The sequence below is a fragment of the Idiomarina rhizosphaerae genome (genome assembly GCF_024159085.1).
In the GTDB taxonomy this organism is placed as follows: Bacteria; Pseudomonadota; Gammaproteobacteria; order Enterobacterales; family Alteromonadaceae; genus Idiomarina; species Idiomarina rhizosphaerae.
This window is the reverse complement of record NZ_JAMZDE010000007.1, coordinates 441,932-458,921: the sequence shown is the minus strand read 5'-3', so window position 1 is coordinate 458,921 and position 16,990 is coordinate 441,932. Positions and strand designations below refer to the sequence as shown.

Here is a 16,990-nt window from a genome sequence, read left to right as displayed (position 1 = left end):
CCCCATGATAGAAGCCGATCAAATACCAACTCAGCGGCTCATTGAACCCGAGGTACAGGGTGAAGATGAGGCTGTTGATCGTGCCATACGGCCTAAAACTCTGGCGGATTATACTGGGCAGAAGCACGTAGTCGAGCAGATGGGGATTTTCATTGAGGCCGCGCGCAAGCGTCAGGAAGCACTGGATCACCTTTTAATTTTTGGTCCTCCGGGGCTGGGTAAAACCACGCTGGCCAACATTGTAGCGAATGAGCTGGATGTGAGTATTAAAACAACCTCAGGTCCGGTTCTGGAAAAAGCGGGTGACTTAGCGGCGTTGCTGACCAACCTCGAAGCACACGATGTGTTATTTATTGATGAAATTCACCGGTTGAGCCCGGTTGTCGAAGAAATTCTGTATCCGGCTATGGAAGACTACCAGCTCGATATCATGATAGGCGAAGGTCCCGCAGCGCGTTCGATTAAATTAGATTTACCACCTTTTACCCTCATTGGTGCTACCACCCGTGCTGGCGCGTTGACATCACCACTACGTGATCGCTTTGGTATTGTACAGCGTCTTGAATTTTATGATGTGAACGAATTAACCGATATTGTTGCGCGGTCGGCTCACTTTATGAATGTTCGGATGCTCGACGGTGGAGCCCGGGAAATAGCACGCCGCTCACGAGGCACGCCACGCATAGCGAACCGCTTATTGCGTCGGGTACGCGACTATGCAGAAGTCAGAGGTAATGGTGACGTTGACGAAGCAACAGCCAATGCAGCGTTGACCATGGTGGACGTTGACCAGGCCGGTTTTGATTATATGGACCGGAAGCTGCTCTTAGCCATTATGGAAAAGTTTACGGGTGGTCCTGTGGGGTTAGATAATCTGGCGGCAGCGATAGGCGAAGAAAAAGATACCATTGAGGATGTTCTGGAACCTTATTTGATTCAACAGGGCTTTTTACAACGCACGCCGCGTGGACGTATAGCGACTCCCAGAGCTTATCAGCATTTTGGGTTAAAGCCCGAAAAGTAGATAAAAAAAAGCCCGCACAATGTGCGGGCAAACAGAACAACAAGAAGGAAGTTAAATCCAGGGAACTATTACTGAATAAACAATCTCAGAAAAAGTGACAACCAATCTCTTCGTCTTTGAGATGCTGAGTATTATAAAGTTAATCTGATTCTGATCAAACAAGAAAAATTAGATGTTCGCATTATAATAACTAATCTGAAGGTTGCCTTATTTGTTCAAAAAAAGCGCAACATATTTGTAACAAAAAAGAAAATCTCTTAAAAATCATCGTGTTGATATTTTGTTCTTTTCGTTCTGTTATAAAAAAAAGTCTGCTGACAAAGTGACCAGTTATAGTTTTAAGGGCTTCTTTACAAAATATTACACAAAGGTAACTTTTCGGAACTTTACTTGAGGTGGTAATGTCTCACTATGAATTTGAATGGCCTATCCGGGTTTACTACGAAGACACGGATGCAGGTGGTATCGTTTATTATGCTAATTATCTCAAGTTCATTGAAAGAGCTCGAACAGAGTGGTTAAGATCATTAGGGATTGAACAGGATACCTGGTTAGCCCACAATATAGCCTTTGTGGTTCGCAAGGTAGAACTGGATTTACGGCAGGCGGCTAAGTTTAATGCTGAACTAACAGTCACTGTCAAAGTAACAAAGATTAAGAAAGCCTCTTTGGTTTTCGAACAACAAGTTTTGGCGAAGGATGGCAGTGTGCATTGTCAGGCAACAGTTTTAGCAGCCTGTATTGATAACCAGGCGATGAAAGCTGTCGCTATTCCGGAACCGATAATATCGCGTATTCAGTCAGGGGTTTAAAGCGTGGAAGCAGAACTATCGTTTATTGATTTATTCATGCAAGCCAGTTTATTAGTCAAGCTGGTGATGGTTATGTTACTGGCGATGTCGGTATGGGGCTGGGTGTTAATTTTTCAGCGCAAAAAAGTGTTGAAACAGGCTCGAAATGACGCGCTAAAGTTTGAAGATAGATTCTGGTCAGGCGTTGATCTTGCGCGCCTTTATCAGGAAATTTCGGCTCGTGCTAAAAACGCACGAGGAATGGAGTTACTGTTTCACGCTGGCTTTAAAGAGTATGCGCGGCTGCGTAACCACTCAACAACAAATACGCAGACAATGCTTGAAGGCGCGTTTCGTGCCATGCGCGTAGCGCACGCCAGAGAAACGGAAAAACTGGATAACAACTTAGGTATTCTGGCAACTATTGGTTCTATAAGCCCTTATATTGGTTTGTTTGGAACGGTATGGGGAATCATGAACGCCTTTATCGCTTTAGGTGCTGTGCAACAGGCGACGCTGGCTATGGTTGCACCGGGTATCGCTGAAGCATTGATTGCAACTGCGATGGGTCTTTTCGCGGCGATACCGGCCGTTATTGCTTACAACCGATTTACCACTAGTGTGGAAAAAGTTGATAATCAGTACATGAATTTTATTGATGAATTCATCTCAATTTTGCAACGACAGTCTTCGGCTCAGGCAGGCAAAAGTAAAGTAGAGGGCGAAACGGTATGATGGTAATGCCGCGCAAGCGTCGTAAGCCGGTTGCGGAAATTAACGTAGTACCTTACATCGACGTGATGCTGGTGCTGCTGATCATCTTTATGGTAACAGCTCCTTTGATTACTCAGGGCGTTAAAGTTGATTTACCGAAAGCAACGGCCGAACCTCTCTCTGAAGAGAGTAAACCGCCTTTAGTTGCGTCGGTTGATGCTGAAGGGCGTTACTATTTAAATCAGGGTGACTCCCAGGATACGCCGATGCAGGCAGATGAACTCGCAACTCTGGTTGCTGCTCACCTGCAAGTTGAACCTGATACTCCGGTTATGGTCAATGGTGATGGTGCTGTATCTTATAATCAAATTGTGCAACTGATGGTGTTACTGCAAAGAGCGGGTGTGCCGTCAGTCGGTTTAATGACAGATTCGTCGGATAATTAGTTGTGGCAAAATCAGATAGCTTAACCTTACCGCTGATATATTCGATTGTTATACACGCTACAATCGCGGGTGTGTTGTTATTTAGCTTTGAGTTTACTCCCTCAACGCCGGAGGCTATGGAAGTCAACTTAGATCAAAGCGAGCTGGATATGTCAGAAGAGATTGTTAGTGCAGTCACAGTTGATAAATCCAAAGTTCAACAACAGGCAGATAGAATCCGCCAGCAGAAAGCGGAGCAAGAGGCGGCTGAACAGCGCCGTATTGAGAGACTTGAGCGGCGTGCTGAAGAAGCGCGTAAAGCGCGCGAAAGAGAAGAACAACGTAAAAAAGAAATAGAGCGTCAACAGGAATTAGAAAGACAAGAAGCTGCGGAAGCACGCAAACAGGCAGAGCGAGAAAAGAAAGAAGCTGAACGCCTGGCGCAGGAGCGTGCCAAAGCTGAGGCTGCGGCAAAAGAGGCCGAGCGGCGTAAACGCGAAGCAGAAGAAGCTGAACGTCGGGCTGAAGAAGAACGTCGTAAGCGTCTGGAAGAGCAGCGTAAACGTGAACAAGAGCAGCGTGAAGCGGCAGAACGTGAAGCTCAGTTACAAAAAGAAATGGAAGCGGAACGAGCACGTCGTCAAGCGGCTCGTCGTCAACAAGTACTGAGTGAGGTTGAAAAGTATCAGGCGCTCATTCAGCAGACTATTCAGCGAAACTGGAATGTTGACGACTCAATGCAGGGCAAGTCATGTGAGTTAACCATAAGAGTAGCTCCTAGCGGATTCGTTAAGTCAGTTGATACAGGCAGTGGCGATGCGAACGTTTGTCGTTCTGCACAAAATGCCGTATTAAAAGCTACAACGCTGCCGGTTTCTGAAGATCCGGAAATTTATGAACAAATGAGTACAATTAAATTGACTGTAAAACCGCAGTTGTAACAAGGTGACCGATGAAAAATATATTAATTAAAAGCATTCTACTCTTTGTTGCGCTAACCGCTTTTGTGCGTGCAGGGGTACTGGAAATCGTCATCACGGAAGGTATTGATACGGCGCGGCCAATTGCGGTGGTGCCTTTTCAGTGGAAAGGTGAAGGACAGGTACCAAACGAGCTTACCGATGTTATTGCTGCGGACCTTATGCGCAGTGGTAAATTTAATCCGATTCCCGTAACTGCAATGCCACAACGCCCGGCTGCCGATGACGAGATAGATTACTCAGCTTGGGCTAAGATGGGCGTAGAAGCCATTTTAGTCGGTTCAATAGAACCTTATTCAGTTGACCGCTACATGGTTAAGTTTGAAGTTATTGATGTACTCCGGGGACAAATTACCGGCGGTAATTCGCAGATGTTACGCAATGGCGAGTTGGTGCAGAGTAACGATCATGTTCTTGATTCTCGCTCTAGCGTTATTGATGGTGATCAATTTCGCTCTTATGCACATCGAATTTCAGATGTTGCTTACGAAGCGTTAACTGGCGAACGTGGTGCTTTCATGACAAAAATCGCTTATGTCACGGTAAACCACGATGATCGCTATCCATACAAACTGGCGGTTGCAGATTATGACGGTGCGAACGAGAAAATACTGCTACGTTCACCCGAGCCGTTGATGTCTCCGGCCTGGTCTCCGGATGGTAATAAACTGGCTTACGTTAGTTTCGAGAATAAAACAGCAGAAATATTCATGCAGGATATTTATACCACCCGCCGCGAGAAGCTGACGTCGTTCCCCGGGATAAATGGTAACCCTGTTTTCTCGCCAGATGGCAAAAAGTTAGCTATGGTTTTATCTAAGGATGGAAATCCTGAGCTTTATGTGTTTGATATTAAAACTAAGGACTTGCAACGTGTTACTCGTAATCGTACGATTGATACAGAGCCTAATTGGACGCCAGATGGTGAATCTTTAGTGTTTACCTCAGAAAGAGGTGGCAGACCGCAACTATATAGCGTAAATTTATCATCAGGTCAGGTTCGTCGGTTAACCTTTGATGGTGAGCAGAACTTAGGTGGTACCGTTGTACCGTCTGGCGAAAATATGATTTTAGTAAACCGGACACGTGGCAACTATCATATCGCTAAGCAAGAGTTTCCGCGTGGAAACATGCAAGTTTTAACGAAAACGTCTTTAGATGAGTCACCAAGTGTGGCGCCAAATGGCAGTATGGTTATTTACAGTACAACGCATAATAACAAACAAGTACTGGCTTTGGTTTCTATCGATGGGCGTTTTAAAGCACGATTACCGGCAACCGATGGTGAAGTTAAGTCACCGGCTTGGTCGCCATTTATGTAAAACAAAAGCCTGAATGGTTGAATTGTTCGATAAAAACGATAAGGACGAAAAGGATGCAGCTTAATAAACTTTTAAAAGCTCTGGCAATCGTTGTACCAATGGCAACTCTGGCCGCTTGTAGCTCAAACCAGGAAACTGATTCAGGTATGGGCGCAGGTCAGGAAACCAATCAACAAGCAGAGCAAGACTCTGGTGTTGAAGTTGGTGCAGCAGATCGCGCACAAAGAATGGAAGAAGAACGTCAGCAAAAAATGGAAGCGTTACGTAAAGAACACATCGTTTACTTCGCTTTTGATAAGTCTAACGTTCAGTCAGAGTACACTGACTTGTTGTCAGCGCACGCTGATTATTTAGTCAAAAACCCTTCTGTGAAAGTTGTTATTGAAGGTCATACTGACGAGCGCGGTACGCCTGAGTATAACATCGCGTTAGGCGAACGCCGTGCTAAAGCGGTTGAGAGCTACCTGCATAACTTGGGTGTTCAGGATTCTCAAACCTCGACTGTTTCATATGGCGAAGAAAAGCCAATGGTAAATGAGTCAAACGAACGCGCATACGCGAAAAACCGTCGCGCTGTTTTAGTTTACTAATTTAAAAGTAACGGATAGTAATGAGAAAAACGCTGTTAGCTGTATGTTTGTGTGTGCCTGGGGTTGTTATGGCTCAGGCACCTGTTTCTGGACTGTCGTCTTCAGGTAACGTTGAGCAACGACTGGAACAAATCGAGCGCATGCTCGAAGCGCGCTCCAGTGCTCAGCTTGAAATGCTCAATCAGTTAGGTTCTTTGCAACAAGATGTTGCTGAATTAAGAGGCATAACGGAAGAGCATGAGTACCGTCTGGAGCAATTGTTGCAACGCCAGCGCGAGCTGTATCAGGAAATTGATCGTCGCTTCAGTAATTTGAAGTCGAGCAATAACCAGAGTGAAGCTGCCAGCAACAATTACAATAACCTTGAGCAGGTACCGACACAAACAGACAATAGCAGCTATTCTCCAAACCTTAGCGAGAATGATGCTTATGACAAGGCGATAGCTTTAGTCCTTGAGGATAAGCGTTATGATGAAGCTATACCCGCATTTGAGTCTTTTCTGAAGAACTTTCCAAACTCGACTTATTCTCCTAATGCTCACTACTGGTTAGGTCAGCTGTTTTTTGCCAAACGTCAATACGATCAGGCAAAGCAACAGTTTGAAACTGTTGTTAATGACTACCCTGACAGTAATAAACGTGGTGACTGTTTATTGAAGCTTGGTGCTATCGCCAGTGAACAAGATAAATCAGCAGATGCAAAAGCTTATTACGAGCAAGTGATTAAAGAATACCCGGAAAGTACTGAAGCTAATTTGGCAAAACAACGCTTAAATCAGTAACAACTGGGCAACATGTGTTCGTGAATTAAGCAGTCGCACAGTTTTTTTCAATTTTCAGTTGCATACGCGCACTATTTCAGTAAACTATGCCGCCGTTGCCAAGCAGAAACGGGCAATATTATTGGCGTTGGGTTGTTAGCTCAGTTGGTAGAGCAGTTGACTTTTAATCAATTGGTCGCAGGTTCGAATCCTGCACAACCCACCACGTCGCCGATAAAAATATTTACCAGAATTTGGGTTGTTAGCTCAGTTGGTAGAGCAGTTGACTTTTAATCAATTGGTCGCAGGTTCGAATCCTGCACAACCCACCATTTCATCTTATGCCTCATTAAGAAAACCACTTAGCCATACTGAAGAATTAAGGGTAATACTGACTTAGCTATAAGCATCCCTTGAATTCCGCTATAATAGTCCTTACTTATAAAGAACACTTGGAAAACAAGCCGTAGTATCATGACCGAGATTCAAACTCTGGATAGCCTGGATTATACTTTTCCTCCAAAGCCTAAACCTTTAAGTGCGGAAGATAAGTCCGAAACCATTAATCGTATTAAGCTGCTTCTGCTTGATGAAGACGCTGTATTGGTGGCTCACTACTACACAGACCCTGATATTCAGGCGTTAGCCGAAGAGACCGGGGGCTGCGTGGCCGATTCTTTAGAAATGGCTCGATTTGGTCGCGACCATCCGGCAAAGAAGCTGATTGTAGCTGGTGTTCGTTTTATGGGCGAGACAGCTAAAATTCTTACGCCTCATAAGCAAGTACTGATGCCGACATTAAAAGCCGAGTGTTCCCTTGATCTTGGCTGTCCACCAGAAAAATTTGCCGAATTTTGTGATCAACACCCTGACCGGACGGTTGTCGTTTATGCTAATACTTCGGCAGCGGTAAAAGCTCGTGCTGACTGGGTAGTAACGTCCAGTATGGCGCTTGAGCTTGTTGACCATTTGGATGCCAAAGGAGAAAAAATTCTTTGGGCACCTGATAAGCATTTAGGCGGCTATATTGCCCGGGAAACCGGAGCTGATATGTTGCTGTGGCAGGGCGCTTGTGTTGTGCATGATGAGTTTAAAGCGAAAGCCCTGCAGGATATGAAAAAACTTCACCCTGAGGCGGCTATTCTTGTGCACCCTGAGTCGCCGGAGAATATTGTGGCGATGGCTGATGCTGTCGGTTCTACCTCGCAGCTTATTAAGGCGAGTCAGGAATTGCCGAATGAAACCTTCATAGTGGCAACCGATAAAGGCATTTTTTATAAAATGCAGCAGTTGCAACCGAATAAGACCTTTATTGAAGCCCCCACTGCGGGTAACGGTGCAACGTGTCGCAGTTGTGCGCATTGTCCCTGGATGGCAATGAACGGCTTACAAGCGATAGAAGAAGCACTGAAGAACGGCGGTGAGACACATGAGATTCATGTCGATGAAGCTCTGGGCAAAAAAGCCATGGTGCCGCTGGATCGAATGCTGGAATTTGCAGCGACTTTAAAGTGATTTGAAAGGCTCCTTCGGGAGCCTTTTTACTTTTTGTCTATACAACATATTTATAACAATAATAACCCCAGTGCCTACCGAAGTGAATGCCTGCATGGTAATCTAGCTTTATTGAATAATTATTCGAGTGGTATAGGCATGGGACTTTACGATCCGGCTGATGTCCGTGATAACTGCGGCTTCGGCCTTATCGCTGATATTAATGGCGAAGCTCAGCAAGGTTTAATTTCTACCGCAGTAAAAGCGCTGGACCGTATGCAGCATCGTGGTGGTATTGGCGCCGATGGTAAAACCGGAGATGGCTGCGGACTGCTGCTGCAAATGCCGGAGCAGTTTTTCCGTCAGTACGCAGAAACTCAAGGTTGGCAGCTCAGTAAGAAATTCGCTGTCGGCATGGTATTTTTTAGCCGCGATAAGGATAAACGTGAGTCTGCCCGCCACCTTATTGAGCAAGAGCTTCAAAGAGAGACTTTAGCGGTCACTGGCTGGCGTAAAGTTCCGGTCAACAACCAAGTACTGGGCGAAGGCGCTAAATCGTCTGAGCCGGTCATTGAGCAGGTACTGGTATCAGCTCCGCCGGGCTGGCGTAAAAAAGATTTAGAAAGACGCTTGTATATGGCGCGGAGACGCGTCGAAAAGCTGATGCCTAATCAGGATGAGCTCTATATTTCGTCGTTGTCGAGTCTGGTCTTAGTTTATAAAGGTCTGATGATGGCAGCTGACTTGCCGGCTTATTACACCGATTTAGCCGATGCCGAAATGAAAACTTCTATTTGTGTCTTCCATCAACGCTTTTCTACCAATACAGAACCGCGCTGGCCGCTGGCTCAGCCGTTCCGGTTTCTTGCCCACAACGGTGAAATTAATACTATACGTGGGAATCGTCAGTGGGCGCAGGCAAGAGCTTATAAATTTCAGACCCCCTTACTGCCTGACCTACAGGACGCAAAGCCACTGGTGGGCCTGTCAGGCTCCGATTCTGCTTCATTAGACAATATGCTGGAGCTGTTACTGGCTGGTGGCATGGATTTATTCCGCGCAATGCGTTTGCTGATACCGCCGGCATGGCAGGGAGATGCCACCATGTCGGACGACATGCGTGCCTTTTACGAGTTTAACTCCCTGCATATGGAGCCCTGGGATGGGCCTGCCGGTGTGGTCATGAGTAATGGCCGGCATGTGGCCTGTAGTCTGGATAGAAATGGTCTGCGTCCGGCGCGGTATGTTCTGACCCGCTCGGGTATCCTGACCATTGCATCCGAAGTGGGTATCTGGGATTACGACGAGCAGGAAGTGATTGAAAAAGGCCGCTTAGGACCGGGACAAATGATGGCGGTGGATACCTATACCGGCAAAATTTGGTATAACGACCAAATTGAAGAAGAACTCAAGCAGCGTCACCCTTATAAACAATGGCTGGAACAACACCGTCGCCACTTGATACCGTTTGAACGCAGCCACGCCGACAAGCTGGGTAAGCGTTTGTATGACGACGAGACCATGCTGGTTTTTCATAAAGCGTATTTGTACTCCGAAGAAGAAATTCAGCAAATTATCAGTGTTCTGGCCAAAGATGGTCAGGAAGCAGTCGGCTCTATGGGGGACGATACACCCACCGCAGTGCTTTCGAAGCAGCCGCGTTTGCTTTACGACTATTTCCGCCAGCAGTTTGCGCAGGTGACCAACCCAGCCATTGACCCGATTCGTGAGCGTCATGTTATGTCGCTTTCCACTATCATAGGCCGTGAGCATAATGTATTTAACGAGGCATCCGGCGATGCCGACCGGGTATTATTTGAATCACCTATCCTGATGTACACCGATTTAAAACAGCTACGGGAACTTGATGAACAACATTACCGGGCAACCACCTTGTCGCTGGGTTTTAAACCAGAGCAGCAGAATTTACAACAAGCCATCGATAGCCTGGTTGAGCAGGCAAAAACCGCGGTTAAGGATGAGCAAACGGTTATTCTGGTTCTCAGTGACAGAGATTTACAGCGGGAACAGCTGACGATACCTGCAGCCATGGCCGTTGGGGCGGTGCAACAAGTGCTGGTGAAGAATGATCTTCGCTGTGATTCAAACATTATTATTGAAACCGCTTCCGCGCGTGATCCGCACCATATGGCGGTGTTAATAGGCTTGGGTGCTACAGCCGTTTATCCCTACCTCGCGTATGAAACCGTGGAGCAACTGGTCGCCCGGGGCAAAGTTCAGTTGGACATAAAGGAGGCGTTGCTCAACTACCGTAAAGGCCTGAATAAAGGCTTACTGAAAATACTCTCGAAAATGGGTATTGCGACAGTGGCGGGTTACCGGGGCTCCTCCTTGTTTGAGGCGGTTGGCTTGAACGAGGATGTGCGTCGTCTTTGCTTTGAAAACGTGCCAGCACGCATTGACGGTACCGGCTTTGACGATATACAGCAGGATCTTCAGCAGAGCTTCCACCGCGCCTGGTTAACACGAAAAAAGCTGGCTCAGGGCGGCTTACTAAAATATGTACACGGCGGAGAGTATCATGCTTATAACCCGGATGTTGTGACGTCGCTGCAACGCGCGGTAGCAACAGGTGAGCAGCGAGATTACGACGTTTACGCTAAGTTTGTTAATGAGAGGCCGGTGACTCACCTGCGTGACTTGCTCAGCATTAAACTGCCTGAAAAAGCAAAAATTGAAAAAGAAAAAGTAGAAGCCAAAGAACTCTTGTTTCAGCGTTTTGATACGGCCGCTATGTCGATAGGCGCGTTAAGCGCAGAAGCTCATGAAGCCTTAGCCATTGCCATGAACAAAATTGGCGGACATTCAAATTCAGGTGAGGGCGGTGAAGATCCTAAGCGATTTAACAACGCAAAAAACTCCCGAATTAAGCAGGTAGCGTCGGGGCGCTTTGGCGTCACACCGCATTATTTGGTTAATGCCGATGTTATACAGATAAAGGTTGCGCAAGGGGCAAAACCCGGCGAGGGCGGCCAGCTTCCCGGCGAAAAAGTCACAGCGGAAATTGCCCAACTGCGATACGCCGTAGCTGGTACTACCTTGATATCGCCGCCGCCGCATCATGACATTTATTCCATTGAAGACTTAGCCCAGCTGATTTTTGATTTAAAACAGGTGAACCCGAAAGCCTTAGTTTCAGTCAAGCTGGTTTCTACGCCGGGCATTGGCACCATTGCTACGGGGGTTGCAAAAGCGTACGCCGATTTAATTACTGTGTCCGGCTATGACGGTGGAACTGGTGCCAGCCCCATGACCTCGGTCAAGTATGCGGGCTCACCGTGGGAGCTTGGTCTGGTTGAGGTGCACGAAGCCTTGGTGGCCAATAACCTGCGCCATAAAATTCGGTTGCAGGTCGATGGCGGCTTAAAAACCGGTATGGATATTGTGAAGGCGGCTATTTTAGGCGCTGAGAGCTTTGGTTTTGGCACCGCCCCTATGATTGCTCTGGGCTGTAAATATTTACGCATTTGCCATTTGAACAACTGCGCAACAGGCGTGGCCACTCAGGATGAAACCCTGCGGCGGGAACACTTCTCCGGCTTACCCGAACGCGTGGTGAAACTGTTTGAGTTTATGGCGGAAGAGGTGCGTGACATTCTCGCCCAATTGGGGCTGGAGAAGTTAACCGACGCTATTGGCCGGGTTGACCTACTGGAAAGGCTGACAGGTGAAACCAAACGCCAGCAGCAGTTACAGTTAAATGCCTTGCTGCAGTCCGCAGGAGTGCGTTCAGAGCACTCTTTGTATTGCACCGAGAAGAACCCGCCGTTTGATCAGGGCAAGCTGAACCAGCGATTACTGGAGTTGTGCAAAGAGTCTATCGATAAGCGCAGCGGAGGTCATTGGTCTTTGACTATTCGTAATGACGACCGTTCGGTTGCTGCAAGTGTATCGGGTTACATTGCCAGCCAGCATGGAAACCAGGGAATGGCGGTTGCGCCAATTACCTTAGGCTTTATTGGTACCGCAGGACAAAGCTTTGGTGCATGGAATGCCGGTGGTTTGAAGCTGCACCTGACCGGAGACGCCAACGACTACGTTGGGAAAGGTATGGCCGGTGGTGAAATTACCATTAAGCCGCCGGCAGGCTGTCGTTATAACACGCACGAAGCCGTTATTATGGGTAATACCTGTCTGTACGGCGCGACAGGCGGAAAACTTTATGCTGCCGGTTGTACCGGCGAGCGTTTCGCGGTTCGTAACTCCGGTGCTACAGCTGTGGTAGAGGGCATTGGTGACCATGGCTGTGAATATATGACCGGCGGAATTGTGGTGGTATTGGGTGACTGCGGCATCAATTTTGGTGCGGGCATGACCGGCGGTTTTGCTTATTTAAGAGACAGCGACGGTGATTTGCACCGTCGGCTTAACCACGAATTGGTTGAAGCCGTAGCAGTGGATACCCCGATTATTCAGGAGCACTTGCGCGGTTTAATTCATGAGCATCACGAAGCAACGGGAAGTCACTACTCGCGCGAGTTGCTAAACAACTTCGAGCAAATAGTGGACAGCTTTTATATCGTCAAACCAAAAGCGGCAGATGTGAAAGAGCTTTTAGGGCATCGAGCGCGGTCAACCGCAGAATTACGTGTGCAGGTGATGTAATGAACAAGAATATTTATCAGTTTTTAGACGTGCAGCGTATTGACCCACCGAAACGTCCGGTTGAAGAGCGCCGCATTGAGTTTAAAGAAGTTTATGATCCAATGCCTGACGTGCAGCTAAAAGGCCAGGCCGATCGTTGTCTGGACTGCGGAAACCCTTATTGTGAATGGCAATGCCCGGTTCACAACTATATTCCTCAGTGGCTGGAGCTGGCCAATGAAGGGCGGGTTATTGAAGCCGCTGAACTGATGCATAAAACCAACAGCCTGCCTGAGGTTTGTGGCCGGGTTTGTCCGCAGGATCGTTTGTGTGAAGGTGCCTGTACGCTGAATGACGGTTTCGGCGCAGTAACTATTGGCAGTATTGAAAAACAAATGGTCGATGAAGCCTTTAAACAGGGCTGGCGGCCAGACTTAAGTGGTGTGACTCAACGTCAGGAACGGGTCGCTGTAATTGGGGCCGGGCCTGCAGGTCTCGCCTGTGCCGACGTATTAGCGCGTAATGGTGTCAAAGCTGTAGTGTATGACCGTTACCCTGAAATTGGCGGACTGCTAACCTACGGCATTCCGCCGTTTAAGCTGGACAAAGCGGTAATGACGTTGCGTCGTGAAATATTTACCGACATGGGCATTGAGTTTAAGCTGGGCGTTGAAGTGGGTAAAGACATCAGTTTTGCTGAGCTTGAAGCCAGTTATGATGCGGTATTTTTAGCTCTGGGAACCTATAAAGCGCTGGATGGAAAACTAAAAGGTCTGGACGCAGAAGGGGTTTATCCGGCATTGCCGTTTCTCATTGGCAATACACAAAAACTCATGGCTCATGAGCCTATGTCGCAGTATCCGCTTATTGATGTGAAAGACGAGACAGTGGTTGTACTTGGCGGTGGCGATACCGCGATGGACTGCGTCAGAACCTCAATAAGACAGGGAGCGAAGTCGGTTGTCTGCGCTTATCGCCGCGACGAAGGCAATATGCCGGGGTCGCGCAAAGAAGTGCAGAATGCTCGTGAAGAGGGAGTCTCTTTTGAGTTTAATTTGCAACCGCTGGAAGTGATTACGGACAATTCGGGTAAGGTTAGTGGCGTGAAAATGGTACGCACTGAACTGGGGCCGGCTGATGAAGATGGTCGCCGGCGTCCACAACTCGTGCCGGATTCTGAATTCGTCATGCCTGCAACTGCGGTCATTATTGCCTTTGGTTACCAACCCAGCCCGCCGGAATGGTTACAGCAGCACAAGGTGGAGCTAAGCGACTGGGGTACCGTGCTGGCCACTGGCGACACCGAGTTTGCTATGCAAACCAGCAACCCGAAAATATTTGCCGGTGGCGATATGGTACGCGGCGCCGATTTGGTGGTGACGGCGATAGCGGAAGGACGCAACGCCGCCGAGGGAATGCTTGATTATTTCGACGCCGTATAAGTTATGAGCAGCGCAATCAGCGCTGCCATTGTTTAATAACCGGCGCATAACCTTCGCGAAAATTCGCATACTGAAGTTGGTAACCACTGTCTTTCAAACCCTTGTTCATACAGCGTTTAGAGCCTCTTGGCCCAACGTCTGTATCAATGTTTCCGGTCAGCTCAATTCCAAGCTGCTCAGCCAGCCACTGGTAAACTTCGTATTGTTTGACCGGTTCATCGTCATTAACTAAATAAACAGGTTTGGGCTGATTAACCTGGGTAAGTAAATGCACAATAAAGCCAGCGACATCGTCCTGATGTATGCGGTTAGTCCAGCTGTCACGAAGTTGGACATTGCCTTGACTTAGTTGACGCAGCAAAAAGTCACGTCCTTCTCCGTAAATACCACTGCAACGAAGAATAGAGGTTTGCCCCGGTAAGGCACTGATAATGGATTCAGCCTGTAATAGAGCTTTACCAGAGTCTGATGTAGGCTCGGTTGCACTGTTTTCATCAATCCACTCGCCGTCGCGTTGTGCGTAAACGCCGGTGCTGGAAACGTAAATAATATTAGGCTGATGAGTTTGCTGTGACAGTACCTGTTGCAGGTGACGACAGGGAACGACATAGCCCTGATGATAGCTATCTTCTGCGCCTTTTGCAGGAGTCAGGGTAATGACAACATTATCCCATTTATTCTGGAACAGTTGGTAAAGCTCTTGTTCACTGTTTAAGTCTGCTGCAACTAAATCGACCCCTTTGCGCACCGGTTTGCTCGCCGGCGTTCTGCAAACTCCGGTGACCTGCTCGTTTTGGCCGCTCAGCCTTTGTGCAACGCGGTCTGCAATATCGCCGTAACCGAGTAAAAGCGTTTGCATGAAGATCCTCTTAGCGTTAATGTAAAAGAAATGTTGAACTTAATATAGATACTGACTAATAGCCCATTATGAGCAGTGACCCTTCAATAGAAAGTCTGATTGATGAGCTTAAAACAGATTATCACCGCTCTCAATTTGAGTCTCTGTTTAAACGTAAAACAAAACACCTTAGCGGGCCCGAGAAGCTGCAGGCGCGTATGCGCATTACCGAATTAGCGAAACCGGCTTTGGGTGTTATAGATCTTCGCAAGAAAATTCAGTCCGAAATTGAACCCTACCCTTTTCAGGGGCGCGTACATTATTTTGATGTCGCAGCGAAACGGTTATTTGAAGACGGTTTACGACTGTATAAGGGCGTTTTTACGAACGACACGAAACAGCAGATATTGGCGTTAAAAACACAGCATCAGCAATTGGCGGAAGACAAAGCCTTAGCCCAGCAGGAACAAGAGAAAGCACTTGCCAGTTTCGTGGCTGGGCGCGAGTACCAACGTTGTGAGCAACGCATTAACCTGGTCAGCGCCGTGACCATGGAACTGGCCGACGGCCAGGAATTCAGTGCTATGACTGTGGACATATCCAACAGTGGACTGCAGTTAAAGCTAAGCCTTGACCCGCAGCTAACCGGTTTGAAGTATGCACGCGTAAAGGTTTACTTTTCAGGGCTTAGCGACGACTTTGTGTTTGACGCAACCCAGGAATATGAATACCGGGTGGTTGGACTTAAAGAAAGAGATTTTTGTCTTTACTTACGTTTAAGGCGCATGGATGAGACTGGCGATGATGAACTTGGCCGGTTTTTAGCGGCTATGTTGAGCAAGTCCCGGCGTCGCTACAAAGTCAATGTTGAGCATTTAGCCCAGAGGGTTACAGCCCGGGGGCATGAAAGTTACTGGTTTGATGCCGTTCAGGCTGTGCCAATCATTCTAAAAAATGGCGCAGCGAGCTGCGCTTTAATTCAGACAAAATCCAATCAGACACTGCTGAACAGCTGGCAGCAACACCAAAGCGACCTTATTGCGGAGCTTATTGAGCAACCATGGGTTCAATCTGTGGTAAATCAGCTGCGAGAAGCCCGGAAACCAACACGCCGACAAGTTACCTTGTTTCGTATTTGCTTGCCCATAAATAAAGTCTGGCGTGAGTACTTACTGCCGCTGCAGGCTATACAAAAAGAAAAAAGCTTAATTGCTACGTTAAACGCATTGCGTGCGGCAGGTTATGGGGCAAGGTGTTATCAACTAACGCTCACTTACAGCAAGGATGATGAGCTAATCTACGGCGAATTGAATGCGATAAAAACACCACTTTGGCGCGAACATTCCAATGAGAAGCTGAAATTATCGGTGTTACAGGAATATCGAGCCAAGGGAGCTAAAGCCCTGGCTTGTAAACTGCTCAGTCCTGAAGCGTCAGCGGAGCAGAACATGTTTCGTTACGCTTTATCCAGCGCCTTGTTTTTGTATAAAAACGGCGTTGACTGGGAGCCTCAACTGGCCGCATTAATGTCTATTTCCGAAGGCTTACCGAAATTGTTTGATGACACTGAATTTTGGTTAGCAAACAATGAGCGCTTGCTTGGCGGGCGACGCCTGAGCTCAGAGCTAAGAAAGGCATTGCGTCGGGTGTCGGAGAACAGCAGCTTGTCTCCGCGTATATTACTTTTAAGAGTTACTCAGGCCACTCAGAAAGACGGCGTTATGGGGCGGGAAATTAGCGAGTACGACAGCTTTGAAGAGGCGGCCGAATACATTCGCTTTCTTGATGAAGATGAAAACTTTCTTGCGCTTCTGATATCAGGGCAGCCATGTCAGAATCAAATATCAGCCGAATTGATGACAGATTTGTCTTATATTCAACGCTACCTGCCGCATCGGGCTAAGGAGCTTGAAACCAGTTTTAAACAGCTGCGCGGCGTCATAACCCTGACAGACGTGACTCAGACTCTAAGTGAGCTTGCGCAACTAACGGAGTAGCGTTAAC

The 16,990-nt window shown here is 47.6% G+C and carries 13 protein-coding genes and 2 tRNA genes; 14 read left to right on the top strand and 1 reads right to left on the bottom strand.

The window, feature by feature from the left end:
• Positions 1-4 precede the first annotated feature (4 nt).
• From ruvB to NJR55_RS09795, 13 genes are all read left to right on the top strand, one after another.
• Complete coding sequence (gene ruvB, locus NJR55_RS09855) at positions 5-1,024, top strand: Holliday junction branch migration DNA helicase RuvB (RefSeq protein WP_253619777.1); 1,020 nt, start codon at positions 5-7, stop codon at positions 1,022-1,024.
• Between the two features lie 401 nt (positions 1,025-1,425).
• Positions 1,426-1,836, top strand: a complete 411-nt coding sequence (gene ybgC / locus NJR55_RS09850; protein ID WP_253619776.1) for a tol-pal system-associated acyl-CoA thioesterase — start codon at positions 1,426-1,428, stop codon at positions 1,834-1,836.
• Positions 1,837-1,839: 3 nt separating this feature from the next.
• Entirely contained in the window at positions 1,840-2,550 is a 711-nt protein-coding gene (tolQ, locus tag NJR55_RS09845; protein WP_011234334.1) for a protein TolQ, read from the top strand.
• Positions 2,547-2,975, top strand: a complete 429-nt coding sequence (gene tolR, locus NJR55_RS09840) for a protein TolR (protein ID WP_011234333.1) — start codon at positions 2,547-2,549, stop codon at positions 2,973-2,975. Before tolQ ends, tolR begins: the two co-directional genes overlap by 4 nt.
• Before the next feature lie 2 nt (positions 2,976-2,977).
• Positions 2,978-3,895, top strand: a complete 918-nt coding sequence (gene tolA / locus NJR55_RS09835) for a cell envelope integrity protein TolA (protein ID WP_253619775.1) — start codon at positions 2,978-2,980, stop codon at positions 3,893-3,895.
• A gap of 11 nt (positions 3,896-3,906) precedes the next feature.
• Positions 3,907-5,256 (top strand): Tol-Pal system beta propeller repeat protein TolB, encoded by a 1,350-nt coding sequence (tolB, locus tag NJR55_RS09830; RefSeq protein WP_253619774.1) that lies wholly within the window; start codon positions 3,907-3,909, stop codon positions 5,254-5,256.
• A 53-nt stretch (positions 5,257-5,309) separates the two neighbouring features.
• Positions 5,310-5,846: a peptidoglycan-associated lipoprotein Pal gene (gene pal / locus NJR55_RS09825; protein ID WP_253619773.1), complete on the top strand. Its 537-nt coding sequence runs from the start codon at positions 5,310-5,312 to the stop codon at positions 5,844-5,846.
• A 20-nt stretch (positions 5,847-5,866) separates the two neighbouring features.
• A complete protein-coding gene (gene ybgF, locus NJR55_RS09820) occupies positions 5,867-6,628 on the top strand; it encodes a tol-pal system protein YbgF (RefSeq protein WP_253619772.1) in 762 nt (253 codons plus the stop codon).
• 129 nt (positions 6,629-6,757) lie between these two features.
• Positions 6,758-6,833 (top strand) — tRNA-Lys (locus NJR55_RS09815).
• 30 nt (positions 6,834-6,863) lie between these two features.
• Positions 6,864-6,939: transfer RNA gene (locus NJR55_RS09810), tRNA-Lys, on the top strand.
• 142 nt (positions 6,940-7,081) lie between these two features.
• Positions 7,082-8,122 (top strand): quinolinate synthase NadA, encoded by a 1,041-nt coding sequence (gene nadA / locus NJR55_RS09805; RefSeq protein WP_253619771.1) that lies wholly within the window; start codon positions 7,082-7,084, stop codon positions 8,120-8,122.
• Between the two features lie 138 nt (positions 8,123-8,260).
• Positions 8,261-12,727, top strand: coding sequence for a glutamate synthase large subunit (gene gltB, locus NJR55_RS09800; protein ID WP_253619861.1), 4,467 nt, complete (start codon positions 8,261-8,263; stop codon positions 12,725-12,727).
• Complete coding sequence (locus NJR55_RS09795) at positions 12,727-14,148, top strand: FAD-dependent oxidoreductase (RefSeq protein ID WP_253619770.1); 1,422 nt, start codon at positions 12,727-12,729, stop codon at positions 14,146-14,148. The genes gltB and NJR55_RS09795 overlap by 1 nt, the downstream gene beginning before the upstream one ends.
• A 16-nt stretch (positions 14,149-14,164) precedes the next feature.
• Here NJR55_RS09795 and NJR55_RS09790 read toward each other — a convergent pair whose 3' ends face one another.
• Positions 14,165-15,007 carry an SDR family oxidoreductase gene (locus tag NJR55_RS09790; RefSeq protein WP_253619769.1) on the bottom strand — a complete coding sequence of 281 codons (843 nt, stop codon included), beginning with the start codon at positions 15,005-15,007 and terminating at the stop codon, positions 14,165-14,167.
• Between the two features lie 68 nt (positions 15,008-15,075).
• On the opposite strand from NJR55_RS09790, the gene NJR55_RS09785 reads away from it, so the two are divergent.
• Positions 15,076-16,983: a PilZ domain-containing protein gene (locus NJR55_RS09785; protein WP_253619768.1), complete on the top strand. Its 1,908-nt coding sequence runs from the start codon at positions 15,076-15,078 to the stop codon at positions 16,981-16,983.
• Positions 16,984-16,990 lie beyond the last annotated feature (7 nt).

Bases quoted from the DNA above. Each gene is read 5' to 3' on its own strand.
- pal (WP_253619773.1), top strand. From the start codon at position 5,310: ATGCAGCTTAATAAACTTTTAAAAGCTCTGGCAATCGTTGTACCAATG.
- ybgF (WP_253619772.1), top strand. From the start codon at position 5,867: ATGAGAAAAACGCTGTTAGCTGTATGTTTGTGTGTGCCTGGGGTTGTT.
- ruvB (WP_253619777.1), top strand. From the start codon at position 5: ATGATAGAAGCCGATCAAATACCAACTCAGCGGCTCATTGAACCCGAG.
- ybgC (WP_253619776.1), top strand. From the start codon at position 1,426: ATGTCTCACTATGAATTTGAATGGCCTATCCGGGTTTACTACGAAGAC.
- NJR55_RS09785 (WP_253619768.1), top strand. From the start codon at position 15,076: ATGAGCAGTGACCCTTCAATAGAAAGTCTGATTGATGAGCTTAAAACA.
- NJR55_RS09795 (WP_253619770.1), top strand. From the start codon at position 12,727: ATGAACAAGAATATTTATCAGTTTTTAGACGTGCAGCGTATTGACCCA.
- nadA (WP_253619771.1), top strand. From the start codon at position 7,082: ATGACCGAGATTCAAACTCTGGATAGCCTGGATTATACTTTTCCTCCA.
- tolB (WP_253619774.1), top strand. From the start codon at position 3,907: ATGAAAAATATATTAATTAAAAGCATTCTACTCTTTGTTGCGCTAACC.
- tolR (WP_011234333.1), top strand. From the start codon at position 2,547: ATGATGGTAATGCCGCGCAAGCGTCGTAAGCCGGTTGCGGAAATTAAC.
- gltB (WP_253619861.1), top strand. From the start codon at position 8,261: ATGGGACTTTACGATCCGGCTGATGTCCGTGATAACTGCGGCTTCGGC.
- NJR55_RS09790 (WP_253619769.1), bottom strand. From the start codon at position 15,007: ATGCAAACGCTTTTACTCGGTTACGGCGATATTGCAGACCGCGTTGCA.